The organism is Variovorax ginsengisoli (genome assembly GCF_030486595.1).
In the GTDB taxonomy this organism is placed as follows: Bacteria; Pseudomonadota; Gammaproteobacteria; order Burkholderiales; family Burkholderiaceae_C; genus Variovorax; species Variovorax ginsengisoli_B.
Window position 1 is genome coordinate 176,492 of the sequence record NZ_JAUJZH010000009.1, and the last position, 26,984, is coordinate 203,475.

The window sequence follows — 26,984 nt, forward strand, 5'->3', positions numbered from 1 at the left end:
GTTTGTACGTGGGGCCGATTTACAGGGGCAGCTGCTGGCCATGCGCGGCAGCAAATGCCTGGGCGCGCACGGCGGAGCGATCGACCGCGCCCGAAGACACGGAGGTGACGCCTTGGCCGTAGCCCTCGGCGTACGGATTCGCGCTGTGGGCGGCGGCGACCGCAGTGCTGCGGACGGCACCGCGACCGGTCAGGCCGGTCGGAGCGGCTGCCACGCGCGAGGAGACGGCTTCGGCATAGGGGTTGTCGCTGTGTGCGGCAACCACGGCCTGGCTGCGCACATCGGCGCGCGCGTTCGCAGAGACGGGCGCTTGCACGCCCTCGTAGGTTTCGGCCTGGGCGCCGATGGCGGCAAGGAGAGAGACTGCGGCGGCAGCGACGATCTTCGTGGTGGTGTTCATTTCAGGTCCTTCAAAAGCTTGGATGAATCAGGACAGTGAACGACCGCCCTGTGGGGAGAAGTTTGCGGCAGAACGCGGCAAAGAAAACCCCTTGATCCCGCACTTGTCCGTTGATGAACTCGAAACAATCGAGGCGTGCGTTCTCTGCGGGGCTACGCGAGGAGCAAGGCAACGCCGAACGCGATTCCCGCCATCGAGAACGTCGCCAGCAGACAGGGAAGAATGAAGAGAGCGGCGCCGAAGTCCCCGTGGTGCGCTTCAATGGATTTCCATAGTTTCATTGCTGTCTCCTTGCGGTTCCTGGGAACCTTCGAGATCACTCTAGGCCTGGGCGGCCTCGTTTTCCAGTGGACGCTTTGAAATGGACTTTTCGTCGGCCAGGAACAATGAACGATTCGATGGAATGAGTGGTCGCCGCGGCACGAAAGCCGGCGTTCGAGCATCTCAGGCGAGATAGCCAGAAACGCCATCCCACAGAAGCTTCAGAGCCGTGAGGATCAACAGGCTGTAGGAGGCCCGGTACATCTGGCGCTGATCCAGCTTTTCATGCAGTCGCCAGCCCAGCCAGACACCTGAAGGGATGGCAAGCAAGCAGATTCCCATCAGGATCCAGACCTGTCCTGCCGGACGGGACAGCAGCAACCACGGCACGGCCTTCAGGATGTTTCCCACCGTGAAGAACATGCTGGTCGTCCCGGCATAGAGTTGCTTGCTCAGGCCCAGCGGCAACAGGTACATGGCCAGCGGCGGCCCGCCCGAATGCGCCACCATGGTCGTGATGCCGGACGAGAGGCCGGCGGCCACGGCCTTGGGCGACGAACGCGGCCGCACCTTCACCTGACCCCCGCTCTTGAACCAGAGAGCGACGAAAGTCAGGGTGATGGCCGCCATCACGATGGCGATGGCGCGGTGGTCCAGAAAGCGAAACAACGCATAGCCGATGCCGATGCCCGCCACCAGCCCCGGCACCAGCAACTTCAGGTCCGGCTTGGACCAGGTGGAGGGCTTCCAGTAGCGCAGGCTGAACAGGTCCATGGCGATGAACAGCGGAGCAAGCAGGCCGCCGGCCTTCACCGGGTCCATCACCAAGGAGAGCAGTGGGATCCCGACGATGGCAAAGCCGCCGCCGAAGGCGCCCTTCATGAAGCAGATCAGGAAGACGCCCGCGAAGGTGACGAGGATGGTGGTAGCGCTCAGGTCCATGGTGCTGTGTGCCGGTCGGTGCGGTGCGGGCTGTTCGGTGTGCTTGAAGCCCGAATATCCGGCCTGGGCGGCACAATGGGAAGTGCCAGTTCCTGGGTTTCTTCATGGGCCAGTTTTCACAGCCACCCCTTGCCGGCGCGCGCGGCGCCGAGCGTCGCATCTACCGCATGCTGCGTGCGCAGATCGAGGAGGGCGTGCTCGCTCAGGGCACCAGGCTCGCATCGACGCGGGCCCTGGCGGCCGAACTGGCCGTTTCGCGCACCACGGTCACGGCCGCCTACGAGCAACTGGCCGCCGAGGGTTTTGTCCAGACGTCGGCCGGCAAGGCCGCGCGGGTAGCCAGCGCCATCGGCGCGGGGAGCAGACGAGAGCATGCGAGATCGACGCGGAAAGAAGATGCGGCGCCGACGCTCTCACTCTACGGCCAGCGGGTCGCGGCCCTGCAGCCCTACAGCATGTCGTCGCCGCTGGCCCGCATCGACTTCAGGTACGGCGCGGTGGCTTCGCGTGATTTTCCGGCGCTGGGTTGGCAGCGTGCCTACCGGAGCGAACTGCTGCAGCGCCAGGAGAGTCGCCACGACAGCCAGCCCGAGGGCGAAGAGCGCCTGCGCAGTGCGCTGCACGGCTACCTGCGCCGCGCGCGTGGCCTGGCCTGCACGGTGGACCAGATCCTCATCGTGCACGGGTCGCAGCAGGGCCTGGACCTGTGCGCCCGGCTGCTGCTGAATCCGGGTGACGCCTTCGTCTTCGAAGATCCGGGCTATCGGATGGCGCGCTACTGCTTCGAGGCCACGGGCGCGCAGGCCTTGCCGGTGCCCGTCGATGCGTGCGGCCTGGACACGGCGAGCCTTCCGACCGACGGCCGCGCGCGCCTGGCCTTCGTGACGCCGTCGCACCAGTTCCCGATGGGCGCTGTGCTGCCCATCGCGCGCCGGCTTGAACTGCTGCAATGGGCAAGCCGCCACGGCGCGTGGATCATCGAGGACGACTACGGCGGGGAATTCCGCTACGGCCAGCGACCCATCGACGCGCTGCAATCCATGGACACCGACAGCCGCGTCATCTATGCCGGCAGCTTCTCCAAGGCCCTTTCGCCGCAGTTGCGCCTGGGCTATCTGGTGCTCCCGCGAGAACTGAGGCGGGTCTTTGGAGAAGCCAAGCGACTGACGGACCGCCACTCGGCCCGCTGGGAGCAGAACGTGCTGGCCGCGCTGATCGAGGAAGGCGCGTATGAGCGCCATGTTCGTCGTCTGCGGCGCGAGAACGAAAAGCGCCGCAAGGCGCTGCTGATGGCTGTCGAAGAGCAGCTTGCGGGTCGCGGGCAACTGATCGGCACCGCCGCAGGCCTGCACGGCGTGCTCATGCTGCCCGCACTGAGCGCCCGGGACGAACCGGCGCTGCAGGCGGCCGCGCTGGCGCGTGGGCTTGGCGTCTATCCACTGTCGCCGCTTTTTGCCGAACCTGAGACTCGAACGCGCAGGCGACCCGCCGGTCTCATTCTTGGCTATGCCGGCCTGACGGTGCCTGAGATCCATGAAGGCGTCGGCATTCTGGCCGCAGTGATTCGTCAGTGCCTGGCTCTGCCGCCAACGCGGTGACTATTCCGAAAGCGTGAAAAACGGATTGCGGCAAAGCGGCTTTTTCTCTCGCGGTGCCTCTCCTACAGTGCGTTTGTCGTCTTGCGAGACGCAACCCGTCAAACCTCCGAGGAGCCACCATGCACCCCCTGCGCAAACTACGCGAATCCGGTAGCGCCACACCCGCCCAGGTGAGCACGCTGCTGGCCGAGAACGTCGTATTCAACAGCCCGATCCTGGTCCGCCCGATCGAGGGGCGGGAACCCGTCGCAGCGATCTTTGCCCAGTCGAGCTCCACGCGCGGCAGCGGCACCTACACAGCGGAGTTCAAGCTCGATGACCGCACCACCTTCTTGCGCTGGGAAGGGACCATTGAAGGCCGCAAGCTCGAGAGCCTGGAGGTCATCGTGGACGACGAGCGAGGACTGATCGTGGAGCGCACGATTGCGCTGCGTCCGTATCCGGCGCTGAAGCTGTTCCGCGACGCCATGTACGCATCGCTCAAGGACAAGCTGCCGCCCGATGTGTGGGACTACCCGACGCCTTAGCCGCGTCGTTCCTGCCGACTCCCCGGACAGGCACAGCATCAAGACGCAGGCTGCAGTTGATCGAGGCCAATCCAAAGATAGTTCGCTGGCCGTCGGGCCTTGCGGTCACCGTCATCGCTGACCATGATGATTCCCGCAGCCCTGTCAATGACCGCCGGGCTCACCCCCTCGACGCGCGCCAGGTCCTTCAGACCCGGAACCACGAGGCGGCCCACAGCGTTGCTTCGCCAGCCATTCCAGAGCCAGAGAGAGAACTGGCCAGGCGCGCGGGAAACGGGTCCGCCGATGACCAGGTACTGTCCCAGTGCGGGAAGGAAAGACAAGGCGCGGATGCCATGGCCATCGAGGTCCAGTTCGTCGAGTTGGGGCGAAAGGCGGGGCTCTTCCCCCGCCTCGAAGATCGCCGCCGGATTGACGATCGCGGCAATGATCGCGCGGCCTTCATGCAGCGGGCTGCGAAATCCGATCAACAAATGATGCTCGATCGGATCGAATTCCAACGCTTCGATGTTGAGACCGCCAGCGGCTTTGACCTCCCGGATCCCGGCGGCTGAGGCCAGCACAGGATGCTGCTTCGTCAGGGCTTCCTTCAATCCTCGAACGACCCTCGGTGCGACGACCCGATTCCCCTCGACCCGGAAGCGCACCAGTCGCTCGCGCGATTTCTTCGCGTGGCCCTCGTCGTCACGAGAATGCGAGGTGATGGCGTAGAAGAAGCCCGCTCGATCCAAGGCAAGGCCCTCAAGATCGTCCAGTTTCCAAAAGTCACTGAAGAGCTGGAGCAGGGTGGCGGTGAGCGCAACGCTGTGGACATTGCCTGCGTCGATCGTGACCAGAGTGAATGGATGGTTCTTCTCGTCTTCGACCACAAGAAGACGCCCATCCGGCAATTGCCGGATCGCAGACGGCTCGTAGACGCCGGTCAAGGGTCGGAAACGCGGTGGTTCGAAGTTGGCCACCGGGCATTGTCTACCCATAGGTCGGCTCCCCACAAACACGCGGCGCTCGGAATTCCGATCGGCTCTCCCAGCATCACGATGTCTGAAAAGGGGGGGAATACGGCATTTGAAAGTCGGCGAGGACACCTATCTTCGAAATGCGAATGCTTGGTGGGATCGACGGGTACAGGCATTGACCAGGTCCCGTCGAAAACCGACCTGCACTGAATCGCTGCGAATGACTCCCAATCTCCCATCCATCTGAAGGAATGATCATGATCAATGAGATCGACAAGGTTCTCTACACCGCCAAGACCCACACCACGGGCGGACGCGATGGCGCTGGAAAGTCCAGCGACGGCGCTCTCGATGTGAAGCTGAGCAGCCCAGGCAGCAACAGGCCGGGCACCAACCCGGAGCAGCTGTTTGCCGTCGGGTGGTCGGCTTGCTTCATGGGTGCCATCGGCCTGGCGGCAAAGGCGAGGAGCATTGCCTTGCCCGCGGATGTCGCTGTCGATGCCGAAGTTGACCTTGGCATCACTGATGGCATCTTTTCGCTCCGGGCGCGACTCGACGTCCACGTGCCGGGATTGAATCGCCCGCTGGTGGAGGCCTTGGTCCGCGAGGCGCATCAGACCTGCCCCTACTCGAGAGCGACCCGCGGCAACCTCGACGTGACCTTCAACATCATCTGAGGGGGCTGTCATGAACACACCCACGACCGCGCTTCGAACCCTGCAGAACGCCTGCCTCGCGCTTCTGTTCGTCGCCGCCGCCTTGCTCCATCCGGCCGCGCACGCGGCAGCGCCATCGCCAGTACCGACCATCGTCCTCGTCCATGGCGCCTTCGCCGAGTCCCTGAGCTGGGAAGCCGTCATCGAGCGGCTGCTGGCGAAGGGCTACCCCGTCGTGGCCGTGGCCAATCCCTTGCGCGGGCTGCGAAGCGATTCGGCCTACGTGGCCAATCTGGTGGACACCATCCCCGGGCCCGTCGTCATGGTGGGCCACTCGTACGGCGGTGCCGTGATCTCGAACGCCGCCGAAGGCAAGGCCAACGTCAAGGGCCTCGTGTTCGTGGCCGCGTTCGCGCCGGAAAGCGGCGAGGCGCTCGGTGAACTGGGGGCACGGTTCCCCGGCAGCACGCTGGGCTCGGCGCTGGTTCCGGTTGCCCTGCCCGGCGGCGGCAAGGATCTCTACGTCCAGCAAGCCAAGTACCGCGAGCAGGTTGCAGCGGACGTTCCCGAGCGCGTCGCGGCCCTGCTCGCGGCCACGCAAAGACCCGTCGCCGAGGCTGCGTTCGCCGACAAGGCCGGCGCCCCTGCGTGGAAGGCTCTGCCGTCGAGGTTCATCTACGGCACGGCCGACAAGGCCATCGCGCCGCCACTGCTCGCGTTCATGGCGCGACGCGCGGGCTCGAAGCACACCGTTGCGGTTCCGGGCGCGTCGCACGCCGTTCTGGCCTCTCACCCCGACGAGGTCGCCGCGTTGATCGAAGAAGCTGCCGCCGATTGAAAAAGACGGCGCTGCGCTCAGCGCAGCGCCAGCTTCCCACTTGATCTTCAAATTGAAAGCCCATCCCCATGAATTCCCTCAAAAAAACACAGTCCTCGCCGCTGTCGCGGCGTCACTTTCTTGCCGGATCGACGGCCGCGCTTCTGACCAGTCCCTCGGCGTTCGCCCTGGCGCAATCCCGCCCCGATGAAGTCGCCGCGGCGCCCGTTGCGGGTCTCGTCGGCGACGATGCCCGGATCCGCCCCTTCGCCTTCCACGCACCGCAGTCCGAGCTCACCGACCTGCGCCGCCGGATCGCCTCGACGAGATGGCCTTCGCGGGAACTGGTGACGGACGCGTCGCAAGGCGTGCAACTCGCAACGATGCGCGAACTCGCGCGAACATGGCAGACGGACTACGACTGGCGTAAGTTCGAGTCGAGGCTGAACAGATGGCCCCAGTTCATGACGACGATCGACGGGGTGGACATTCATTTCATCCACGTTCGTTCGAAACATCCCGACGCCCTGCCGGTGATCGTCACGCACGGCTGGCCCGGTTCGATCGTCGAGCAGCTGAAGATCATCGATCCGCTGACCGATCCGACGGCGCATGGCGGCACGGCATCGGATGCGTTCGACATCGTGATTCCGTCGTTGCCGGGGCATGGATTCTCGGGAAAACCCACGACTCTCGGCTGGGACCCCATCCGCGTCGCGCGCGCATGGGTGGTTCTGATGGAGCGCCTTGGCTACACGCGCTACGTGGCACAAGGTGGCGACTGGGGCAATGCAGTCACCGAGCAGATGGCCTTGCTGAGGCCTCCCGGGCTGGTCGGCATCCACACCAACATGCCTGCGACGATCCCCGACGAGATCGCCAAGGCGCTGCAGTCCGGCGGACCGGCGCCGACCGGCCTCGCGGCTGACGAGAAGTACGCCTACGAACAGCTCGACTTCTTCTACAAGAATGGTCTGTCCTACGCCCAGGAGATGAGCAAGCGTCCCCAGACCCTCTACGGGATCGACGATTCCCCCATCGGGCTCGCCGCCTGGATGCTCGACCACGACGCCCGCAGCTACGCGCTCATCTCGCGTGTCTTCGCCGGTCGGCCCGAGGGGCTCACGCGCACCGACATCCTCGACAACGTCACGCTGTACTGGCTGACGAACACAGGCGTGTCTTCGGCTCGTCTCTATTGGGAAAGCAAGCTGGCCTTCTTCGCACCGAAGGGCGTCGCCATCCCTGTCGCGGTCAGCGCCTTTCCCGACGAGATCTACACGGCGCCGCGCAGCTGGACCGAGCGGGCGTATCCCAAGCTCGTCCATTACGGCAGGCTCGACAAGGGCGGGCACTTCGCAGCGTGGGAGCAACCGGAGGTCTTCGCTGCGGAGCTGCGCTCGGGGTTCAGATCGTTGCGCGGTTGAACCCGGTCGATTCAATCGAGGCGGATGTTGCTGATGTCGATGAACACCATTTCGGCGTCGAGCATCGGCCGCCCTTGGTCGTCTCTCATGTACGCGCGCCGCCGGGTCGGGAACTTGATACCGGCGGATTCCTGTATTTGGTCAACGTACTGCGCTGCTGCAAACCCGCCGGCGACATCGACCCGGTAGTCATGCCGCCGCAGCAGGCCGTCATCTCCAAAATAGAACTCTTGCGTGGTGCTGTGACTGGCGATCGCGGCCGGAAAGGTCGCGCGCAGTCCGCGCCAGCTTTCCTTGCCTTCCTGCCAGGGTTCGATGTCTTCGACGACGAATCCGGGCATGGCAAGGGCAAACGGCGACGTGAGATAGATCCACAACGCGTAGCCGTTGAAGTAGGCGCGCTGCAACGGGTCCCAGGGTGTCGCCAGCGCGTGGCCGGCGAAGGACGAGCGCGGGTCGCGGCGCTCGGCGACCACGGTGCCGTCCAGCTTTTCGATGGCGACGCGATCGGCTGTGAATCTGGTGCGCTGGTCAGGCGCCCCGAAGGGCGCAAGCGATGCCTGCTGCACGTGCAGCGAGACGGTCATTTCTCGCGGCGTCGGGTCCTGGGGCATGCCCTTGCGGATGAACAGCTGCCCGCCACTGACGATCGTGGCCCGGACACTGTTGAAACTGTGCCAACGGTCGAGTCCGCCATGGGCGTCCACGGCCTCTGACAAGAGCTTGTTCATGGCTTTGCTCCTTGCTTGGATGAAAAGTCTCAAAGACGGGTCACGTCGAGCACGGCCGCCGCGAAGGCTTCAGGTGCCTCCTGGGGCAGGTTGTGTCCGATGCCGCCGCTGACGAGCCGGTGCTCGTAAGGCCCCGAGAACTTCTTCGCGTAGGCGCTGGGCTCGGGATGCGGCGCACCGTTTGCATCGCCCTCCAGGGTGATCGTCGGTACCGCGATGACGGGAGCCTGCGCCAGCCGGGCCTCGAGGTCGCGAAACCTCGCCTCGCCATCGGCGAGGCCGATGCGCCACCGATAGTTGTCGATCACGATGCTGACGTGGTCCGGGTTGTCGAAGGCGGCCGCGCTGCGTTCGAAGGTCGCGGGATCGAAGCCCCACTTCGGAGACGCGGTCTGCCAGATCAGCTTGGCGAACTCCTTGCGATTCCGCTCGTAGCCCAGCCGGCCCCGTTCGGTGGCGAAGTAGTACTGGTACCACCACTGCGCTTCAGCCTGCGGTGGCAAGGGAATTTGGCCGGCCTGCTGGCTGCCGATCAGATAGCCGCTGACGGAGACCAGCGCGGTGACCCGTTGGGGCCAAAGCGCCGCCACGATGCAGGCCGTTCGCGCGCCCCAGTCGCAGCCGGCAAGCGTCGCCTTTTCGATCTTCAGTGCGTCCATCAGGGCGATGACATCGGCTGCCAGCGCGCTCTGCTGACCATTGCGAGGCGTCTTGTCCGAGAGAAACCGGGTCCCACCGAACCCGCGCAGGTACGGAACGATCACCCGGTGGCCGGCCGCGGCCAGCAAGGGGGCGACGTCGGCGTACGTATGGATGTCGTAGGGCCAGCCATGCAGAAGAATCACAGGCGCGCCATTGGCCGGGTCGATTTCGAAGTACTCGATGTCGAGGACGCCGGCGACGATGTGTTTCAGCGGCTGGAGGCGCTTCAGCGGCGATGCCTGCTGTCTGCCGGGCGAACCCGCGGCTTGGGCGAAAGCGGTCCCGGTGGCGAGCCGGGTGGCGACGATTCCGATTGCCGTGGCTCCCAGGAATGAGCGTCTGGGCAGGGAAGGGGTGTCTGACATCGTGAAAGTCCTTTCGAATCTGTGAGGAGAGATTTCTGGGTCCAGGATGGCGTCGATGTCGTCCGGACCCGTATTCATGTCACGGCGTGAGCGCCAGAAAACCGGCCCTCGGCGCGCACGGCAACGCTTTGCCTGGTCATCCTGCGCATGCTTTGCGGTGGTTGGCCCAGCGATCGAACGAAGGCCCGGCGCATTCGCTCGGGGTCCCCGAAGCCCGCCTCCTCGGCGATGACTCCGAGACTCAGATTGCCCGCGTCGATCATCACGCGGGCCGCCTCCACGCGCAGGTTCTCGATGGCGTGCGCGGGCGATTGCCCGGTTTCGGACTTGAAGGTCCGGCTGAACTGGCGCGGGCTCAGATGGGCGACTTCGGCGAGATCCTCGACAGACAGCGGCTTGCGCAGATTGGCGCGCGCGTGCGCCAGGGTCTGCTGGATGCGATCGGATTTCGGTTCCAGTTCGAGCAAGGCCGAGAACTGGGACTGCCCACCTGCGCGGCGGTGATACACGACGAGCTTCTTCGCAACCAGGCGGGCGACGTCGACCCCCAGATCGTCTTCCACGAGGGCGAGCATCAGGTCGATGCCTGCGGTCATGCCCGCGGACGTCCACACCGGGCCGTCGTGGACGAAGATGCGGTCCGCCTGCAGCTTGACCCGTGGATGGCGCTGCTCGAGTTCGTTGGCGAATGCCCAGTGCGTGGTGGCCAGGCGCCCGTCGAGCAAGCCGGCGTCGGCGAGGCCGAATGCGCCTGTGCAGATGCTCGCGATGCGCCGCGCACTGTGCTGGCGAGACCCGAGGAAGAGACGCAGCTTGTCCGATGTCAGCTGAGGGGCCAATGATCCGGTCATCACGATGGTGTCGAACTGCGTCGAATCGAGGGGCGTCGACGCGACCTGCACCCCCGACGAACTCTCGACCAGGCCACCCTCTTCGGACAGCACTGCGACCTGGTAGAACGGCTGCTCCAGGGACGCGTTGGCGAGTTCGAAGGCAGCAATCGCCGCCAGATCCAGGATCTGGAAGCCGGGGAAGATGAGGATGGCGACGCGTTTCATGATGAGCCGGGGTGAAGAAGCTGTGCGGTCGAACATGCGCGATCAACGTGGACGCCCGCTATCTTCCCAACCACCCCCGAGCGCAAGAAACACGTTGACCTGGTCCGACGCCAGCTTGCTGTCGGCGGCCGCGACGGATTGCTCGACGACGGTCAGCGTGCGCGTCGCATCCAGGACGGGCAGGAAGCCTTGTCTGCCGAGGGCAAACAGCTGTTGCGTGTCTTCGGCCGCACGGCTCGCCTTCTCGCGGGCCGCCTCGAGCAGGGCGCGCCGCTCCAGGTCGCGGGCGTAGGTCTCCAGTGCACTCTCTGCTTCCTTCAACGCGTTCAGCACGGTGCCGTCGAAGCGGGCGAAGGCAATCTGCTGGTCGGCATCCGCCGCGCGGATTCGGGCCTGAATGCGAGACCGATCGGGAAACTGCCAGCTGATCAGCGGCCCCAGCGAGAACTTCAAGGTGTCGGTATCGAGGAAGTTCTTGTTGAGCCCGACCGAGCCGATCGATGCGCCCAACGTGATCTTCGGATAGAGATCGGCGGTGGCCACGCCAATGCGCGCAGTGGCCGAATGCAGTTCGTACTCGCTGCGCCGGATGTCGGGGCGGCGACGCAGCAGGCCGGCGCCGTCTCCCACCGGAATCGGCCGCGCCAGATGCGGTTCTTGATCACACGACTGCACCGCACGCGGGAAGTCTTCGGGCGCGTGGCCGGTCAGCACCGCGAGCCGGTAGAGCGCCACCCGCTTCTGTGCGTTCAGGACCGGAAGGGTCGCGCGCACCTGGTCGGTCTGGGCCGACGCGCGGGTGACGTCCAGCGTGCTGCCCCGGCCGGTCCGGAACAAGGTCCGGGTCAGTTCGGTGCTTTTCTCCTGCAGGGCCACCGAACGCTCTGCCACCGCGATCTCGCGTCCGAACGAGCAGACTTCGAGGAAGGCACGGGTGGTCTCGGAGACGACCGTCACCCGTGTGGTGTCGTAGGCCGCGCGTGCGGCACCCGTGTCTGCGTTCGCCGACTCGATGGTCCGCGCGATCTGGCCGAACAGGTCGACCTGGTAAGACACGCCGGCGCCCAGGCCGTAGACGAAGTTGTTCGACAGAGGCTTGCCGGGCCTGAGTTCTTCCTCTGCCGAACGGCGCCCATAGGTGGTCGTGGCCAGCAGGGTGGTGGTCGGGTTCTTGGCAGCGTCGGCGTAGTCCAGGCCGGCGAGGGCGCGTTCGATGTTCCCCGCCGCGGCGCGGAGGTCGGTGTTGGCGACCAGGGCTTCCTGCACCAGCCCGTCCAGCGTGGCGCTTTCGTAGAGTCGCCACCAGTCTCCGGGGACGGGCTCGGGATCGAAGGCGGCATTGCCTGCGCCGAGGAACGGCCCGTTCGCGACCTGGCTGTTGGCGACCGCGCCGGCCGGACGTTCGTAGTTCGGCCCCACGGCGGCACAGGCCGTCAGCACGGCGGCGGCGACGAGCATGAAGAATCGACGGATCATTTCAGTACCCCTTGGCCACGCTGACGTCCTTGCCGCGCGGCGCCTCGACCACCTCGACGGTCGCGGTGCGGCCCATGATCAGGCGCGCATCCGGCGGTACGTGGTCCAGCTGCACCCGCACCGGTATGCGCTGTGCGAGCCGGACCCAGTTGAAGGTCGGATTCACGTTGGCGAGCAGGTTCGAGCTGCCGCTTCGCTCCCGGTCCTCGATGCCGGCCGCGATGCTGTCGACATGGCCATCGAGCCATTGGGTCTCACCGATCATGCGCACGCGCACCGGAGCGCCGACCCGGATGCGGCCGAGCTTGGTCTCCTCGAAGTAGCCCTGCACGTGCAGCGAGTCCTGGTCGACCAGCGCGAAGACCGGGCGGCCCGCCGTCGCGTAGGCGCCCGGGCGCAGGTCGAGGTTGGTCACCCAGCCATCGACCGGGGCCTTGACTTCGGTGCGGGCCAGGTTGAGACGCGCAGTGTCCAGCGTCGACGCGGCCTGCTGCAGGTTCGCCCTGAGCTGATCCACCTTGCTGCTGCCTTGCTCCCGGGACTCGGCAGGCACCAGGTCGCCGAGCGCGATGTTCCGACGGTTCTCGCGCCGGGCCTGATCGATCTGCACGCGCAACCCCTGCACCGTGGCCTCGGCCTGCTCGACCGCGAGCTGATGACGCGCGCGGTCGATGGTGAACAACACATCGCCCCGGTGCACCGCCTGGTTGTCGTGGACGGCGACCCTTTCGACCAGGCCCGACACATCGGGTGCGATCTGGATCACGTCCGCGCGCACCCGGCCGTCGCGCGTCCAGGGCGCCTCGCGGTAGTGGTCCCATGCAAGATGACCGACGAGGATGGCGGCGGCCACGATGGCCAGCGTCAGCACGACGCGGCCGATGGTTTGGAGCGAGGTTTTCATGTCGATTTCATCCCAGGAAAGCAAGCAGCCGGAGGTCTGGCGTACTGGCGGCGAAGGCGACGCCGCCCCACAGGAGCGTGAACAGCGCCAGGTCGACCAGCGCCGGGTGCCATACCAGTCGATACGCGCCGATGCGCGTCAGGACCTTGCGCAACGCAAGCAGCAACGCGCCGGCGATCACCGCTGAAGCCAGCCCCACGTTGACGAGGATTCCGAACAGGCTGATTTCGGCTAGCACGGCGCGCGCTCCGGGTCGTCGAGGGGCGGCGCCTCGGGAAACAAGCCTCGACGAAGGCCCGTCGCCGCGGCCAGGCCCCTGAGGCGCAATGCCCCGCCGCCAAGGGCGAGAAACTGCCGGAGGGTGTTGTCCAGCGCAGCAAGCAGGGCGCTTGACGGCTGTGCCGGACCTTTGCGCGCCTGGCTGGCGAAATGCGCCGAGAGCTGCCGCATCAGCGCGTCGACGGCCGGTGCGAAGGGGGCGCCTTCGGATTCGCCCGCGAGCTCGCGCAGAGTCGCCGTATTGACGCCGAGCCGCAGGTCGTTGAGCGCATCCGCGTGGCCCAGCCCCGAGGCTCCGCCCACGCGCGCGAGGCGCGGGATCAGCAGGCCGACGCGGTCGAGCATTCGGCTGGCCAGTGCGTCCGCACCGGGCGGCGTTCGCCCTGCGGCCAGCGCCGCGAGATCGCGCCATCCTGCGCGCAGGATGCGGGTCGCGCTGGTCTCGGCGCTCACGACACGCATGAGCGAAGTCACCAGGAGCGCGATGAGGCTGCCGGCCACTGCGCCGATGGCGATGTTCATGAAGCTGTCGAAGTCGGCACGCAGCGAGGGCTGGAGTGCCAGCAGCGTCTGCGAGATGAGGGCGAAACCCAGGGCGCGCAACCAGTGCTGCGGTGTGGCCAGGAACAGCGCGGTGCCGAAGTAGAGCGGCGACAGGGCCAGCGCGAAGGCACCGAAGCCGTCGACCGCCGGAAGGATCGCAAAGACATAGAGTGCGGCGACGGGCGCGGCGATCAGCGACCAGGCGACCATCAGCTTCTGCATCGGGCGGGGATCGTCGACGAAGGCGAAGACGGAAGAGCCGGCGGCCGCCAGGCCGATCATCGTCGCGCCCTGCGCCCAGCCGACGGTGATCGCCGCAGCCCCCGCGATGGCCACCGCCACAGCGGCCGCCAAGCCGGCGTAGGCGGCCAGACCATGGTCGACATGCAGTTGCCGCCGGCCCTGTGCGTCGGCGAGCCGCTGCGTCAGCGGGTCCTGCTCGCGGACCGGGTCGCGAATGAAGGGCATGAGATGAAGGCAGTCGTTCCAGGCCTCGGCGAGTTCGGCCAGGCGCTGGACCGCGCTTGCCGCCAGCATCTCGGTCCACGCGGGCAGGGTGCCAGGCGCCGGCAGCGCCTGCTGTCCTGCGGCGGCCAGCCGGTCGACACGGTCCTGGTCGCCCTGCGTGGCCTGGTCGATCCATTGCCGGACTTCCGCCACGTGCTGCGTCAATGCGGGCGGCATGGCGTTGCCGATGGCGCGGAGCCGATCCTCGACGGCGGACATCAAGGGAAGCAAGGCGACCAGGCGCGCTTCGAGCGCCGAGACGATGCGGCTGTCCGCCGCGCCCGCATCGGCATCGAAGCGCTGGCCGCTGGCGAGCTGGTGCAACTCCGTGAGGTCGGCGGCAACCCGCCGGCGGGCGGCCTTTTCCGCGGGCGTCGACCCCTCGGGCGACAGTGCGGCGGTCATCCAGGCGCGTGCGTCAGCCAGGATCGCGCCCAGCCTGGCGTCCATCTGGGACTTGAGCGAACGGGGAAACAGCAGGCTGTGCACCAGCGCTGCGCTGCACGCGCCGATGACGATTTCCTCGATGCGCGCGACGCCGATGTCGAAGAGTTGCGAGACGTCGCTGATCAGCGGCAGGCCCACCAGGGCGACGGTGTAGCCGGCCAGCAGGAAGGCATAGCTGCGGGGGCTGCGGTCCAGCAGCGAGACGTAGATGCACAGCCCCACCCAGGCCCCGACGGCAGCGATCATCAGCCCGGGCGTCTGGACCAGCGTGGGCAGGATCAGCATCGAGGCGATGATCCCGAAAACCGTTCCGGCGGAGCGGTACAGCGCGCGGGAGACGACGGAGCCGGAGGCAGCGCCCAAGGGTTGGCTCACGATGAACACCGTCAGCGATGCCCACCCGGGATTCGGCAGGCCGGCGCTGAAGGCGACATACAGGGCCAACAGCGCCGCCAGGGTGCAATTGGTCGCGTAGATCACGCCGCGGGTGTTGAAAGCGCTCATGGCGAGGATGGATCGTGAATGCCGGGGCGATGGCACCGGCTGCTCGTAGCGTAGGGCTGCAGATCGAGATTCGGAAGCCTGCGCGGTACAGAACGTTATTGCGCCGGCTGCAATAAATGTGCGGGTCGGGCGCGGCCGCATTGTTTCGCTGTGAGCAATAGCGCATTGACCGCGACCGTCTTTGTTCGCGATGCGACGGTGACTACATTGGGCGCATCGACCTTCAACCGGGAGATGGCAGTGACCGAAACAACCTCCACCCTCCGTCCGAACACCCGCACCGCGCATGCCGCTCATGCCGGCCGCTTCGAGTTGTGGTTCGGCTCCCTCTTCAACCAGGGGCGCGGCTTCGCTTTCGCGTGTGACGCCGAAGGCCGGGTGAGCATCGAAGGACTCTCGGTGCGCGGCCGCCGCAACTATCTCTTCGCCAGAGCGATGGTCGGCCGCGAGTTCGCGACCCCGAGCGTTCGCACGGCCACGATTTCTCTTCACTCTTGATCAAGCAAATACGCCATGAAGCATGAACATCGACACGCGGAGCACCATCCCCACGCCTTGGAAGAAGGGGCTGCATCTTCGGCTGACTCCGAAACGCCTTCCTCGTCCGCCGAGGTCGGCTGCATGCATCGGGAATCCCAAGACAATCCGGTCTGGGACAACTGGAAATCGGTACGTGATGTGGGTTGAGAAGAGCATGACTGACGACGTAACCATCGACACCGCCCAGGGCGTTCTGACCATCACTCTGGCTCGGCCCGAGAAGATGAATGCAATCACCAATGCGATGTACGGCGCCATGGCAGATGCCGTCGCTGGCGCTGAAGGGAATTCTGCCGTTCGAGTTGTTCTGATTCGAGGCGAAGGCGCCACGTTCACCGCTGGAAATGATCTGGGCGAATTCGCCGCAGAGGCAAGCGGCGAGACCTCACCGCAGGAGCGCCACGTCGTCCGATTCCTTCGCGCTCTCGCAGGCTGCTCCTTGCCGGTGGTGGCCGCGGTGAACGGACGCGCCGTGGGCGTGGGGACGACCATGCTGCTCCACTGCGATCTCGTGCTGCTCGCCGAGGATGCCCTTCTGTCTACGCCGTTCGTCAACCTTGCCCTCGTGCCGGAGGCTGGGTCGAGCTTGCTCCTTCCTGCTCGCATCGGGCACGTTCGCGCATTCCAGATGTTTGCGTTGGGCAAGCCCGTTTCCGCTGCGCAAGCCCTGGCCTGGGGGATTGCCAACCAGGTGGTGCCGACGGCGGAACTTCATGAGGAGGCTCGGCAAATTGCGCAGGCGCTGGCCAGGCAGGCTGCCGGATCCTTGATGGCGACGAAAAGCCTGATGCGCCATGCAGAAGCCACCGCAGCGGCGCAGATGGAAAAGGAAACCGCACAGTTCACCGAGCGGCTCAAGAGCCCCGAGGCGCGTGAAGCGTTCGCCGCATTTGCGCAGAAGCGGGCGCCTGATTTCTCGCGGCTTGCACGGTAGCGGCGGCGCCGCTTCGCTCCCCGATCGGTGTCGCGACGCCGGGATCGCGAGCGTTCATGCCCGGCTCGAGTGCGTCAAGGTGAATCCCTCGACATGCGCGAGTTGGGACAGCTCGTCCCCTATGGTGCTCAGGGCGCTGGTTCGCGCGCTCGAGCTCGCGAAGATCAGGCACTGGATTTCGAATTGGGTGCCGTCGAAACTGATGGCGACGCTCTCGGGAGGGATCTGAAGTCCGCGCTTGACCAGGAAGTGATGGACCTCCTCGGGACTCGGTTTGTGTCCCTTGCTGAATCGAAATGTCCCTGTCATCGCCGCGTGGGCGGGCAGGCGCTGCTCGATCCGCGGCACGACGGCCGTGCAGATCACGAACAGCGCCGTCAATCCAATGGCCGGCACGTAGAACCCCACCCCCACCAGGATGCCGATCGCAGAAGAACCCCAGATGGATGCCGCGGTCGTCAGTCCACGCACGTTGTGACCGCTCTTGACAATCAGGCCCGCGCCCAGAAACCCGATGCCCGTGAGGACGGCGCCGATGACCTTCGTCGGATCGGCCGCGATCGGGATGGTCTCGCTCCCCCAGTACCACATCGTCGGGTAGCCGGCCAGCAAGGTGACCGCGCAGGAGGTGGCGCAGACCAGGCAATAGACCTGGCTGCCCGCGGCGCGCCCGCTGAAATAGCGCTCGTAGCCGACAAACCACCCGAGCATCAGGGCAGCGGCCATGTTGAAGACCATCCACATGCCCACACCATGCCAGCTGTTGATCACGCCAAGTTGGAACACGTCGCCTCCTGTCGCATGAAGGCAGCGGACCAGGGTCGTATCTTCATCTGCGGGCCTGTCGTCGAGCGAGATTGCTTCGCGAACAGACCAGCCGACTCTAGGAAATCCACTGCCGATCGACAAGGCGATGAAGCGCAAAAAGCTATTTCGACTGCCTCAATAGCGGCGCAGTCGGCCGCGTGCCCAGGGCCCTTCCGGCAGGCTCAAGACGTCTCGACAAGACCCTCGGCTGGGGCAGTTCGCGGGTGATGCGCGCCAGCGCGACGATCGGTAGGCATTCCTTCTTCATCGATGGAATGCGTTTCCTTTCCTCTTCCACCATCCTTGGCACGAGCGGCCAGGCGAACGTAGAACTCCGCGACCTCCCGCAAGTCCTGTTCGTCCAGGTCCTCGATGCCGATCATGCGATTGCTCGCCTGCTTGCTCGCCGCCAGGAGCTCGTTGAGCTTCAGGTGCAATGCGATGCTGTCCTTGTTCTGGCTTTGCTGAATCATGAACACCATCAGGAACGTGACGATGGTGGTGCCCGTGTTGATGACGAGCTGCCAGTTCTCCGAGTAGTCGAAGAAGTGCCCGACCGCGGCCCAGACAACGACGGAGGCCAGGGCAAGCGCAAACGCCACAGGCGACCCGGCCCATCGGGTGACCCGCGAAGCGAAGCGGTCGAAGGCGGTAAAGAGGACGGAACGGCTGGCGTACGCCGACGTATTGGTCGCCGGCATCGAGCCCAGCGAGTCGTCCGGCGTCTCTGTCAGTTCTGGGGGCACGGCACTCTCCTTTCCAGGTTCCCGTCGCGAAGCCATGAGCTTCATGGCGCCTTGGAAGTACGCGTGTCGGCAGCTTGTTGCCAACAACGTAGGCGCGCGCCCCACCGTCGCATCGGTGCACCGCCAAAAGCGCCGATCAGGGCAATCTCGGCGCGTGGATCGACGGGGCGCCCACCAAGGACGCCAGGTAGCGCCCCGTGAGGCTTCCCGCCGCAGCCGCCACGCCTGCCGGCGTCCCGGACACCACGATGCGTCCGCCTTCGTGACCGGCACCCGGTCCCATGTCGATGACCCAATCGCATCCCGCCACCACGCGCATGTCGTGCTCGACCAGGACCACCGTGTTGCCCGCGTCGACCAGGCCGTTGAGTTGCACCATGAGCTTGTCGACATCGGCGGGGTGAAGTCCGGTGGTGGGCTCGTCGAGCACATAGAGCCCGTTGCCGCGTTGGGCGCGCTGCAGTTCGGCGGCGAGCTTGATGCGTTGGGCCTCGCCGCCCGAGAGCTCCGTGGCGGGCTGGCCCAGGCGCAGGTACCCGAGGCCGATGGCCTGCAGGAACAGCAGCGGGCGTTCGACCACGGGCTCGCCGTCGAAGAACCGGACGGCCTCGTCGACGGTCATCCCGAGCACGTCGGCGATGTTTTTCCCGCGCCAGCGGATGGCCAGCGTCTTCTCGTTGTAGCGTGCGCCGTGGCAAGTCGGGCAGGGCGCGTAGACGCTGGGCATGAACAGCAGTTCGACGCTGACGAAGCCCTCGCCCTCGCAGGTGTCGCAGCGCCCCTTGGCCACGTTGAACGAGAAGCGGCCGGCGTCGAATCGCCGCGCCCGCGCCGCGGGGGTCCCGGCGAACAGCTTGCGAACATGATCGAAGAGTCCCGTATAGGTCGCGAGGTTCGACCGTGGCGTGCGGCCGATCGGCTTCTGGTCGACGTGCACCAGCCGCCGCAGCGATTCCGCGCCGCTGGCGATATGGCCCCTGACCCGGTCCTTGGTTGTCGATTCGAGGCCGGCTTCGTCGTCGTCCTGCGGCAGCTCGTGACCCAGGTGCGTCGAAATGATTTCCGTCAGCGCGCGCGTGACCAGGCTCGACTTGCCGGAGCCCGAGACACCAGTGACCCCCGTGAGAACACCGAGCGGGAACTCGACTTCGAGGTGGTCCAGGTTGTTGCAGCTCACATGCGAAAGCGCGAGCCAGCCGTGGGGCTCTCGCGGCCTTCGGGCCGGCAACGCGTCGGTTTCGAACAGGTAGCGCGCCGTGTGCGACCCCTCGATCGCGCGCAGGCCTTCGGGCGGGCCGCTGAACAGGATCCGGCCCCCATGTTCTCCGGCGTCGGGCCCGACATCGACGATCCAGTCCGCGCGCCGCATGATGCCGAGATCGTGCTCCACGACGAACAGCGAGTTCCCGGCGCTCTTGAGGCGGACCAGTGCGGCCAGCAGGGCTTCGCCGTCGGCCGGGTGCAAGCCGGCGGACGGCTCGTCGAGGACGTAGACCACGCCGAAGAGGTTGGAACGGATCTGGGTGGCCAGCCGCAATCTCTGGAGCTCCCCGGGTGACAGCGTCGGCGCGATGCGGTCGAGCGAGAGATAGCCGAGCCCGAGGTCGAGCAGCGTGGCGACACGCTCGAGGACGTCGTGGGCGATACGTTGGGCCGCGATTCTCTTTTCTTCCGAAAGGGCCGGCGTCCGGCGCACATCGGGGGCGGCAAGATGGGCCGACCCGCCGGCCGCCACGCGCCTGGCCGTGTCGCGCCTGGCTGCGGCACGGGTCAGGACCGTCGCATCGGTGGCTTTCGAGAAGCCGCCGCTTGCTGCGGGCTCCAGCACTCGCGCCAGGTCCGCGAGGGGCATGGCCGACAGCGCGCCGATGTCGTGGCCGGCAAAGGTCACGGACAGCGACTCGCGCTTCAGTCGCCGCCCTTTGCAGTCCGGACAAATGCTGGGCGCCATGAAGCGCGCCACGCGCTTCTTCATGAGTTCGCTGCGGGTGGTCGCAAAGGTGTGGAGCACGTACCTGCGCGCGCCGGTGAACGTGCCCTGGTAGCTCGGCTCCATCCTGCTGCGCAATGCGGCCCGAGTCTCGGCCGGCGTGAAGCCGGCGTAGACGGGAACCGTGGGCTGTTCCTCGGTGAACAGGATCCAGTTGCGCACCTTCTTGGGCAGGTCGCGCCACGGCGTGTCGACGTCGTGGCCGAGCGTCACGAGGATGTCGCGCAGGTTCTGCCCGTGCCATGCCGGCGGCCACGCGGCGACGGCGCGCTGGCGGATGGTGAGCGAGTCGTCCGGCACCATCGAGCGTTCCGTCACCTCGTAGGTCAGACCGAGTCCGTGACAGGTGGGGCACGCGCCCTGCACCGTGTTGGGCGAGAAATCTTCCGCGAACAGCATCGGCTGGCGCGGCGGATAGGTGCCGGCTCTGGAATAGAGCATGCGCAGCGAACTGGAGATCGTCGTCACGCTGCCGACGGACGAGCGGCTGCCGGGTGTGCCGCGTTGCTGCTGCAATGCCACGGCTGGTGGCAGTCCCGTGATCGAATCGAAGTCCGGCACGCCGGCCTGGTCGATCAAGCGGCGCGCGTAGGGCGCTACCGATTCGAGGTAGCGCCGCTGCGCTTCCGCATAGAGCGTCCCGAAGGCGAGGGAGGATTTTCCCGAGCCGGATACGCCGCTGAACACGACCAGCGCATCTCGCGGCACGTCGACGTCCACGCTCTTCAAATTGTGTTCACGCGCGCCGCGCACACGGACGAAAGAATCCCGACGTGCGTCCAAATCGCCGACTTGGGGTTTGTTCATGATGCGAATCTGCTGGCAGCCTGCTGGGGCTGTTCAAGAAAGAGCCGGATTCGGAGGCTGCTCCAAGGCGGCTTTGAGCCGAAGCGCGTCCCCCACCGCCGCGCCACCGGCGGTGTTGTCGAAGATACACCAGCAGTGCCTGGCGGCGCTCGCGGCCTCGCGCAGGCGCAACGCGAGCGCTGCCAGCAGGGCATCGTCGTATCGGGACCAGTACACCCGGGGCGAGCCATGAAGCCGGAGATAGATGGTTTCGTGCCATCCGCCAGGGGCGACGCCCGGATCGTGGCGAACGGGGTCGGCCAGCACGCGCGCGAACTCGAATCTCGCCAGCAGGGCGTCCGCCTCGGGCGTGAACCAGCTTGCGTGGCGTGGCTCGACCGCGACCGCACCGTCGAATCGTCGGCGCATCCGGCTCGCGAAACGATCGACAAGCCGTGCTTCGAAGGCGAGGCTGGGCGGCAGCTGCACGAGCAGCCATCGCAGCTTCGCGCCCAGCCCTTGCGCTTCATCGAGAAATGCTTCGAAGAGCGGTATCGCGGCGGAGGACAGTCTCGACTCGTGGGTGATGGTCTTGGGAACCTTCACGCTGAACGCAAAGCCGGCGGGCGTGCTGGATGACCAGCGCTCGTAGGTCTGTCGGCGGTGCGGTCTGTAGAACGAACTGTTGATCTCAACGGCGTTGAAGCGGGTGGCATAGCGCGCCAGCTGGGATCCGGCTGCGTCGAAACGGTCGCGGATGGCGCTGGGCAGGCTCCAGCCTGCGCAGCCGATGTGCACGCTCAGGCGGTCGAACCCGTGAGTTCTGACATGAGCTCTTCCTTGCGGGTTTCGAGCTGCTCGCGCATGCCCACCAGGTCAAGGCCGCGTGCTGCTCGGGCCTTGACGAACATCTCATTGCGTTCCTCCTTGACATGGTGGTCGATGTACTCGCCGAGCACGATGACCTTGGCGTCGAACATGTCATCGACATCCGCAGCTTCCTCGATCTGGGCGATCAGGTCCTTGGCGCTGGCATGCTCCACCTCGGCCTCGTCGAGCAGGTCGGTCTCCTTGATGGCTTCGCGAAGGGCAGGGTAGAAGATTTCTTCTTCGATCTGGGCATGGACTGTCAGCTCCATGCAAATTTCATTGGCGAGTTCGCGCTTCTTTTGTGGTGCGCCGGCGGCATTGGACTTGGTGAGTTCCTCGTAGGCCTTGAACATCTTCTTCACCTTGCGATGGTCGGCATCCAGCAGCGAGCATGCATCGGGTTCGGCGCGTTTGGTGGTGGGCATCTATGGCTCCGGTTGGGTTGCGGGGAAAGGTACCGTGCGGCCCGGCCCGGATGGCGCACGTAGGATTTGGCCGCAGGTTCTTGACGGAGCTACCGAGCGGTCGGCCGATGTGCCTGTGTCGGTTGCCAAGGTTGACAGGAACAGCCGCCAAGCGCCTACGCGGCCTCGTCCACCTGGGGGCCAGACTGGCCATCAGCGATTGCATGACAAGGACGACCACCATGGCCACTGGCAGCAGAACACTCTGGAAGGGCGCCATCAGCTTCGGCTTGGTGCACATCCCGGTCGGACTCCACACGGCGACGACCGAGCAGGGCGTGGACTTCGACTGGCTCGACAAGCGCAGCATGGACCCGGTGGGTTACAGGCGCATCAACAAGAAGACGGGCAAGGAGATCGCCAAGGAGAACATCGTCAAGGGGGTCGAGTACGAGGACGGCAAGTACGTGGTGATCTCGCCCGAAGAGATCGCAGCCGCATACCCCCGCACGACGCAGACCATCGAGATTCAGCGCTTCATCGAGGCGAACGAGATTCCTTTCGTGTATCTCGAACGCCCGTACTACGTTGCCCCGATCAACAAGGGGCAAAAAGTGTATGCGCTGTTGCGCGAGACGCTTGTGAAGACCGGCAAGGTGGGATTGGCCAAGGTGGTCATCGCCACCAGGCAGCACCTCGCCGTGCTCGTGCCCTCTGGCGCTGCGCTGGTGCTGAACCTCCTGCGCTGGGGCGACGAGGTGAAATCGCTTGCGGGGCTCGACCTGCCCGCCGAGGGCGTCAAGGGCGCGAAGCTCACTCCGGCCGAGATGAAGATGGCCGAGCAACTGGTCGGCGAGATGACCGGTCCGTGGGAACCGCAGGACTTCAAGGACGAGTTCAAGCGCGAGGTGATGAAGATCGTCGACAAGAAGGTCAAGGCGGGCGACACGGAGACGGTGATTCAGCCCGAAGAAGAGCCCGCTCAGGAGAACGCGAACGTGATCGACCTCACGGCGCTGCTGCAGCGCAGTCTGAAGGGCGCCAAGAGCGCTCCGAAGTCGGAGCCGGCGAAGAAGACCAAGGCCCGTATCCGCGCCAGGACGGCGGCGGCCAAGGCCCCTCCGAAAGCGACGCGCAAGGCCGCGTGACCTCCCGAGGATTCCTGCTACTTCTTGTCGCCCCGGGCCGCGATGTGCTCGACGTACAGCGCAGCCACGGCGTCGGACCATTCCTCGATGGCCTGGCGCCGCGCCGAGGGTCCGTCCCGCCTGCGGGGCAGCACGGGCGTCGGACGAACCGGTGGGAAATCCGGAACGGTCGTGCCCGCCCTGCGCAGGATGGCTTCTTTTTGGTCGATGGTGAGCATGTCTGTGCAACTCCAGCTGACGACTGCCTTCGCGGGAAGCGCGGCTTCTGACGGCATGCTTGCATTGGCGCGCAAAGCGCACGCGAACGGGGTGCGCGGCCTTCGTCAGTGCGCGTCGGTCCGGACGACGCGTGCTTGCAGGCGGAAGGGCCGCGAAGGGGCGTCAGTAGCGGCAGCGATCATTTCGCCGGGCTCGGCTTGCGAGGCACGTACACGGTCCTGGTGTAGTCCTCCTGGCCTGCCGGTTCCGGCGTGGGTGCCACTGGCGCAACGAAGTTGGCGAAGACCTCGTCGTCGAAGGACTGCTGCCGCCTGATCGGGGCGGCCGCGTGCCGCTCCTTCGACGAAGCGCGCAGGCGCGCGAGATCGGTCCTGAGTTCTTCGAGCGAGCGCATGTTGCCGGCAGCGGCACCGGCCTGGGGCGGCTCGACCTCCGGACCAGTGCGGGGAGCCTGCGCCAGCGTCGAGGCGGGCGCGCTTGAAGAAGACAGGCGGTCCTTCCATGAACGAAACGCGCAGCCCCAATGGGCGAGAAATCGAGAAAACATGTGTCGCCTGAGAGTCTGCTGGTGGGATGTGGAATATGCGGCCGCAGGCATGCGGAAGTTTTCGGTTGAAAGCTGCAGCGCGGGTCGGACCAGTCCTACGCGGCGCCATTCGTCGCCGCCGCGCGCCCAAAGGCGCCCCGAACTTCGACTCATTCGTGCGATATGCACGCATGGATGGCGTCATGCCGTGCCAGACTCGTGGACACGGTGCGCGGTCTTGCGCCACGGTCGAGACTCCTCAATGAAAACCCAATCGATGGCGGCAGAGAAGACCGTTCCCTACATCAGACCCGCGAATGCGGCCGACAGCGCGCCCAACGATTCACATGCCGGCTACCTGGGCGCGATCCATGCGCTGCCCGAGGGCACCGAGATCGAGGGGTTCCGGATCCTGCGTCAGATCGGCGAAGGCGGATTCGGCATCGTCTACCTGGCCTGGGATCTCGCGCTCGAGCGCCATGTGGCGATCAAGGAATACATGCCGTCCTCGCTGGCGGTGCGCGGCGCCGTGTCGCTCGAGGTGTCGATGCGGTCCGAGCAGCACCGCGAGACCTTCGCCGCAGGCTTGAAGAGCTTCGTCAACGAAGCACGGCTGCTCGCCCGCTTCGATCACCCGGCGCTCGTGAAGGTGCTCCGATACTGGGCGGCCAACGGCACGGCCTACATGGCGATGCCGTACTACGAAGGCCCGACCCTCAAGACGGCGCTGGCGCAGCTTGGAACGCGACCACCCGAATCGCTGTTGCGCGAATGGCTTCACCCGCTGCTCGACGCGCTGAGCGTGATGCATCGAGAGCAGTGCTATCACCGGGACATCTCGCCCGACAACATCCTCCTCACCGCCGCCGGTCCGCTGCTGCTCGACTTCGGCGCCGCGCGCCATGTGATCAACGACCGGACACAGGTGCTGACCACGATGCTCAAACCGGGCTTCGCGCCGGTCGAGCAGTACGGCGGAACCATGCTGCAAGGCGCCTGGACCGATCTCTATGCGCTGGCGGGCGTGCTTCACTACGCCATCACCGGCCGGCCGCCGATCGCCTCGGTGGTGCGGGTGGTCAAGGATCCGGTGCAGCCGCTCGCGCTGACCCATGCAGGGCGCTACAGCGATGCCTTTCTGCACGCCATCGATGCGGCACTGGCGGTTCGCCCGGAGTCGAGGCCGCAGGATGTGGCCGAGTTCCAGGCGCTCCTCGATGCCGAGCCGAAGCAGGGCGCCTCGCGCCGCCCTTCCACACGACACGCGCTGATCTCGCTCCTGGTGTGCGCCGCCGCCGGAGGAGCCTTGTGGTTGGGCGGGCGGGCGTCCAACGTTGCCGGGCCAGTTCCTTCTGAAGTCCCTGTTGTCATCGAGCGGGGGCCGGTAGATCCGGTCGCGCCTTCCACGCCGGCACCCGTCCCGGTCGTCGATGCGCCGGCCGCGACGCCAGACCCGCAACCTCCGGCGCGTGCCGCAACGCGCAAGGCTGCGCCGGCCCTGTCCACCCGGGGGGCCGCGGACACGATCAGGGATTCCGAGAAAAACCGCACAGTTTCCGAGGACCAGCCCACTGCTGCGTCCTACACCCCGTCGGGCCGACCACCTAGATGCAGCGATCTCGTTTTGAAGTCTTCTCTGGAACCACTCAATCCCGAAGAAGCTGCATTTCTGAAGTCCCGATGCAAATAGACCGCCGCGCGAATTTCCATGAACATTTCCTCCGTCTGCTCTTCGGCGCCTTCCTATCGATCGGCCTGACCGGTTGCGCCACGCCACAACGCAGCGACCCGCCACAACCCTTCGACCAGGCGGTCGCCACGGTGACCGATGCCCTGCTGAAGCAGGCCGGGCCCAGCCAGGGCTTGGCGCAGCCGAACAAGCAGGTCATCGTGCTCGATCCGACGCTCGACGCCGGAAGCGGCCAGCAGACCGCCGGTACGCAGCGTCTGGACCGCGGCATCGCTGCCCACGCGGCCGTGAACTTCAAGCAGATCGAGACGCTCGCATTCAAGGCAGCGAACCTTCCGCGTGCCCAGTACCTTCTTGCCGGCACGCTGGCGCGCGAAGACGCCGGCCTGCGCATCAGCCTCGCCCTGGTGAATCTGAAGGACGGCACCGTGGCCGCCCAGGCCTCCACGCTGGCGCGGACGAACGATGTCGACATGACTCCGCTGGCTTACGACCGCGACAGTCCAGTGCTGTTGAAGGACGAGGTTGTCGAGGGCCTGGTGCGGACCAGCCGCGCGGCCCGGGGCGAGAAGGCCGATGCGGTCTATCTCGCGCACATGGCGACCGGCACCGTGATCCACGACGCCAACCAGCTCTACAACGCGGGTCAGTACCGCGAGGCGCTCGCCCAGTACCGCCGTGCCTCGGCGACACCGGGCGGTGACCAGATCCGGGTGCTCAACGGCATCTACCTCACGACCCTCAAGCTCGGGCAGTCGGCGGAGGCCGAGGACGCATTCGGACGCGTGGCGGCCTACGGGATCGCGCACAACCAGCTCGGGGTGAAGTTTCTCTTCAACCCCGGCACGACCGCCTTCTGGTCGGACCCCAAGGTCACGAGCGCATACCGCATGTGGCTGCGACAGATCGCCAGGCAGGGCGGCAGCTCCCGGGTCTGCATGGCCATCATCGGCCATTCGAGCAAGACCGGGCCCGAAGAGGTGAACGATTCGCTGTCGCTGCGGCGCGCGCAGTACATCAGGCAACGGCTGGTCGCGGAATCCGGGCAGCTGGCCGACCGGACGCGGGCCGAGGGCCAGGGCTCGCGCCACAACCTGGTCGGCAGCGGCACCGACGACGTGGTGGACGCCCTCGACCGGCGGGTCGAGTTCTCCATCGTCGAGTGCGGCGCCTAGCGCGCGCGGGTCGTCGAGGTCTTGGCTGACAACCACTCCACGCTTGCGA

General features: G+C 66.1%; 28 protein-coding genes. 10 read left to right on the plus strand and 18 right to left on the minus strand.

The window, feature by feature from the left end:
• Positions 1–19: 19 nt before the first annotated feature.
• The 3 genes from QZH52_RS14915 to QZH52_RS14925 form a co-directional block, all read right to left on the minus strand.
• Positions 20–400, minus strand: a complete 381-nt coding sequence (locus tag QZH52_RS14915) for a helicase SNF2 (protein WP_301810378.1) — start codon at positions 398–400, stop codon at positions 20–22.
• Positions 401–552: 152 nt separating this feature from the next.
• Complete coding sequence (locus tag QZH52_RS14920) at positions 553–681, minus strand: hypothetical protein (protein WP_301810381.1); 129 nt, start codon at positions 679–681, stop codon at positions 553–555.
• A gap of 163 nt (positions 682–844) precedes the next feature.
• Entirely contained in the window at positions 845–1,603 is a 759-nt protein-coding gene (locus tag QZH52_RS14925; protein ID WP_301810383.1) for a sulfite exporter TauE/SafE family protein, read from the minus strand.
• Positions 1,604–1,707: 104 nt separating this feature from the next.
• Here QZH52_RS14925 and pdxR point away from each other — a divergent pair, with 104 nt between their 5' ends.
• Together pdxR and QZH52_RS14935 are read left to right on the plus strand one after the other, a co-directional pair.
• Entirely contained in the window at positions 1,708–3,201 is a 1,494-nt protein-coding gene (gene pdxR / locus QZH52_RS14930) for a MocR-like pyridoxine biosynthesis transcription factor PdxR (RefSeq protein WP_286531161.1), read from the plus strand.
• A gap of 119 nt (positions 3,202–3,320) precedes the next feature.
• Positions 3,321–3,728: a nuclear transport factor 2 family protein gene (locus tag QZH52_RS14935; RefSeq protein ID WP_286531162.1), complete on the plus strand. Its 408-nt coding sequence runs from the start codon at positions 3,321–3,323 to the stop codon at positions 3,726–3,728.
• A 38-nt stretch (positions 3,729–3,766) separates the two neighbouring features.
• On the opposite strand, the gene QZH52_RS14940 is transcribed toward QZH52_RS14935, so the two are convergent.
• Entirely contained in the window at positions 3,767–4,654 is an 888-nt protein-coding gene (locus tag QZH52_RS14940; RefSeq protein WP_286531164.1) for a DUF3616 domain-containing protein, read from the minus strand.
• Between the two features lie 287 nt (positions 4,655–4,941).
• Between QZH52_RS14940 and QZH52_RS14945 the strand changes: the two genes are divergently transcribed.
• From QZH52_RS14945 to QZH52_RS14955, 3 genes are all read left to right on the plus strand, one after another.
• Positions 4,942–5,361 carry an organic hydroperoxide resistance protein gene (locus QZH52_RS14945; RefSeq protein ID WP_286531166.1) on the plus strand — a complete coding sequence of 140 codons (420 nt, stop codon included), beginning with the start codon at positions 4,942–4,944 and terminating at the stop codon, positions 5,359–5,361.
• Positions 5,362–5,371: 10 nt separating this feature from the next.
• Positions 5,372–6,178 (plus strand): alpha/beta fold hydrolase, encoded by an 807-nt coding sequence (locus QZH52_RS14950; protein WP_286531167.1) that lies wholly within the window; start codon positions 5,372–5,374, stop codon positions 6,176–6,178.
• Between the two features lie 68 nt (positions 6,179–6,246).
• Entirely contained in the window at positions 6,247–7,584 is a 1,338-nt protein-coding gene (locus tag QZH52_RS14955) for an epoxide hydrolase family protein (RefSeq protein WP_301810391.1), read from the plus strand.
• An 11-nt stretch (positions 7,585–7,595) separates the two neighbouring features.
• Here the strand turns inward: QZH52_RS14955 and QZH52_RS14960 are convergent, their stop codons facing one another.
• From QZH52_RS14960 to QZH52_RS14990, 7 genes are all read right to left on the minus strand, one after another.
• Complete coding sequence (locus QZH52_RS14960) at positions 7,596–8,291, minus strand: hypothetical protein (RefSeq protein ID WP_301810394.1); 696 nt, start codon at positions 8,289–8,291, stop codon at positions 7,596–7,598.
• A 53-nt stretch (positions 8,292–8,344) separates the two neighbouring features.
• Positions 8,345–9,382, minus strand: coding sequence for an alpha/beta fold hydrolase (locus QZH52_RS14965; protein WP_301810397.1), 1,038 nt, complete (start codon positions 9,380–9,382; stop codon positions 8,345–8,347).
• 74 nt (positions 9,383–9,456) lie between these two features.
• Positions 9,457–10,440, minus strand: a complete 984-nt coding sequence (locus tag QZH52_RS14970; RefSeq protein WP_301810538.1) for a GlxA family transcriptional regulator — start codon at positions 10,438–10,440, stop codon at positions 9,457–9,459.
• Positions 10,441–10,482: 42 nt separating this feature from the next.
• A complete protein-coding gene (locus tag QZH52_RS14975) occupies positions 10,483–11,898 on the minus strand; it encodes a TolC family protein (RefSeq protein WP_301810400.1) in 1,416 nt (471 codons plus the stop codon).
• A 19-nt stretch (positions 11,899–11,917) separates the two neighbouring features.
• Complete coding sequence (locus QZH52_RS14980) at positions 11,918–12,820, minus strand: efflux RND transporter periplasmic adaptor subunit (RefSeq protein WP_301810401.1); 903 nt, start codon at positions 12,818–12,820, stop codon at positions 11,918–11,920.
• 7 nt (positions 12,821–12,827) lie between these two features.
• The gene (locus QZH52_RS14985) at positions 12,828–13,058 is read right to left on the minus strand and encodes a DUF1656 domain-containing protein (protein WP_301810403.1); all 231 of its coding nucleotides are present in this window, start codon (positions 13,056–13,058) and stop codon (positions 12,828–12,830) included.
• The gene (locus QZH52_RS14990) at positions 13,052–15,100 is read right to left on the minus strand and encodes an FUSC family protein (protein WP_301810405.1); all 2,049 of its coding nucleotides are present in this window, start codon (positions 15,098–15,100) and stop codon (positions 13,052–13,054) included. Before QZH52_RS14990 ends, QZH52_RS14985 begins: the two co-directional genes overlap by 7 nt.
• 165 nt (positions 15,101–15,265) lie before the next feature.
• On the opposite strand from QZH52_RS14990, the gene QZH52_RS14995 reads away from it, so the two are divergent.
• Together QZH52_RS14995 and QZH52_RS15000 are read left to right on the plus strand one after the other, a co-directional pair.
• On the plus strand, positions 15,266–15,598 hold the full coding sequence (locus tag QZH52_RS14995; RefSeq protein WP_366919299.1) for a hypothetical protein: 333 nt from the start codon (positions 15,266–15,268) through the stop codon (positions 15,596–15,598).
• 196 nt (positions 15,599–15,794) lie between these two features.
• Positions 15,795–16,574, plus strand: a complete 780-nt coding sequence (locus QZH52_RS15000; RefSeq protein WP_301810408.1) for an enoyl-CoA hydratase — start codon at positions 15,795–15,797, stop codon at positions 16,572–16,574.
• A 54-nt stretch (positions 16,575–16,628) separates the two neighbouring features.
• On the opposite strand, the gene QZH52_RS15005 is transcribed toward QZH52_RS15000, so the two are convergent.
• From QZH52_RS15005 to QZH52_RS15025, 5 genes are all read right to left on the minus strand, one after another.
• On the minus strand, positions 16,629–17,498 hold the full coding sequence (locus QZH52_RS15005; RefSeq protein ID WP_286531184.1) for an MgtC/SapB family protein: 870 nt from the start codon (positions 17,496–17,498) through the stop codon (positions 16,629–16,631).
• Positions 17,499–17,563: 65 nt separating this feature from the next.
• Positions 17,564–18,082 carry a low affinity iron permease family protein gene (locus tag QZH52_RS15010; protein WP_301810540.1) on the minus strand — a complete coding sequence of 173 codons (519 nt, stop codon included), beginning with the start codon at positions 18,080–18,082 and terminating at the stop codon, positions 17,564–17,566.
• Between the two features lie 181 nt (positions 18,083–18,263).
• The gene (locus QZH52_RS15015; protein ID WP_301810412.1) at positions 18,264–20,924 is read right to left on the minus strand and encodes an excinuclease ABC subunit UvrA; all 2,661 of its coding nucleotides are present in this window, start codon (positions 20,922–20,924) and stop codon (positions 18,264–18,266) included.
• Positions 20,925–20,957: 33 nt separating this feature from the next.
• Positions 20,958–21,701, minus strand: coding sequence for a DUF72 domain-containing protein (locus tag QZH52_RS15020; protein ID WP_301810415.1), 744 nt, complete (start codon positions 21,699–21,701; stop codon positions 20,958–20,960).
• Between the two features lie 2 nt (positions 21,702–21,703).
• A complete protein-coding gene (locus QZH52_RS15025) occupies positions 21,704–22,198 on the minus strand; it encodes a hemerythrin domain-containing protein (protein ID WP_301810417.1) in 495 nt (164 codons plus the stop codon).
• A gap of 221 nt (positions 22,199–22,419) precedes the next feature.
• Between QZH52_RS15025 and ku the strand changes: the two genes are divergently transcribed.
• The gene (ku, locus tag QZH52_RS15030; RefSeq protein WP_301810419.1) at positions 22,420–23,325 is read left to right on the plus strand and encodes a non-homologous end joining protein Ku; all 906 of its coding nucleotides are present in this window, start codon (positions 22,420–22,422) and stop codon (positions 23,323–23,325) included.
• Positions 23,326–23,342: 17 nt separating this feature from the next.
• On the opposite strand, the gene QZH52_RS15035 is transcribed toward ku, so the two are convergent.
• Positions 23,343–23,543, minus strand: a complete 201-nt coding sequence (locus QZH52_RS15035) for a hypothetical protein (protein WP_301810422.1) — start codon at positions 23,541–23,543, stop codon at positions 23,343–23,345.
• 179 nt (positions 23,544–23,722) lie between these two features.
• A complete protein-coding gene (locus QZH52_RS15040; RefSeq protein WP_301810425.1) occupies positions 23,723–24,091 on the minus strand; it encodes a hypothetical protein in 369 nt (122 codons plus the stop codon).
• Positions 24,092–24,332: 241 nt separating this feature from the next.
• Between QZH52_RS15040 and QZH52_RS15045 the strand changes: the two genes are divergently transcribed.
• Positions 24,333–25,760 (plus strand): serine/threonine protein kinase, encoded by a 1,428-nt coding sequence (locus QZH52_RS15045; protein ID WP_301810426.1) that lies wholly within the window; start codon positions 24,333–24,335, stop codon positions 25,758–25,760.
• The gene (locus QZH52_RS15050) at positions 25,751–26,935 is read left to right on the plus strand and encodes an OmpA family protein (RefSeq protein WP_301810429.1); all 1,185 of its coding nucleotides are present in this window, start codon (positions 25,751–25,753) and stop codon (positions 26,933–26,935) included. The genes QZH52_RS15045 and QZH52_RS15050 overlap by 10 nt, the downstream gene beginning before the upstream one ends.
• The last annotated feature ends 49 nt before the right edge of the window (positions 26,936–26,984 follow it).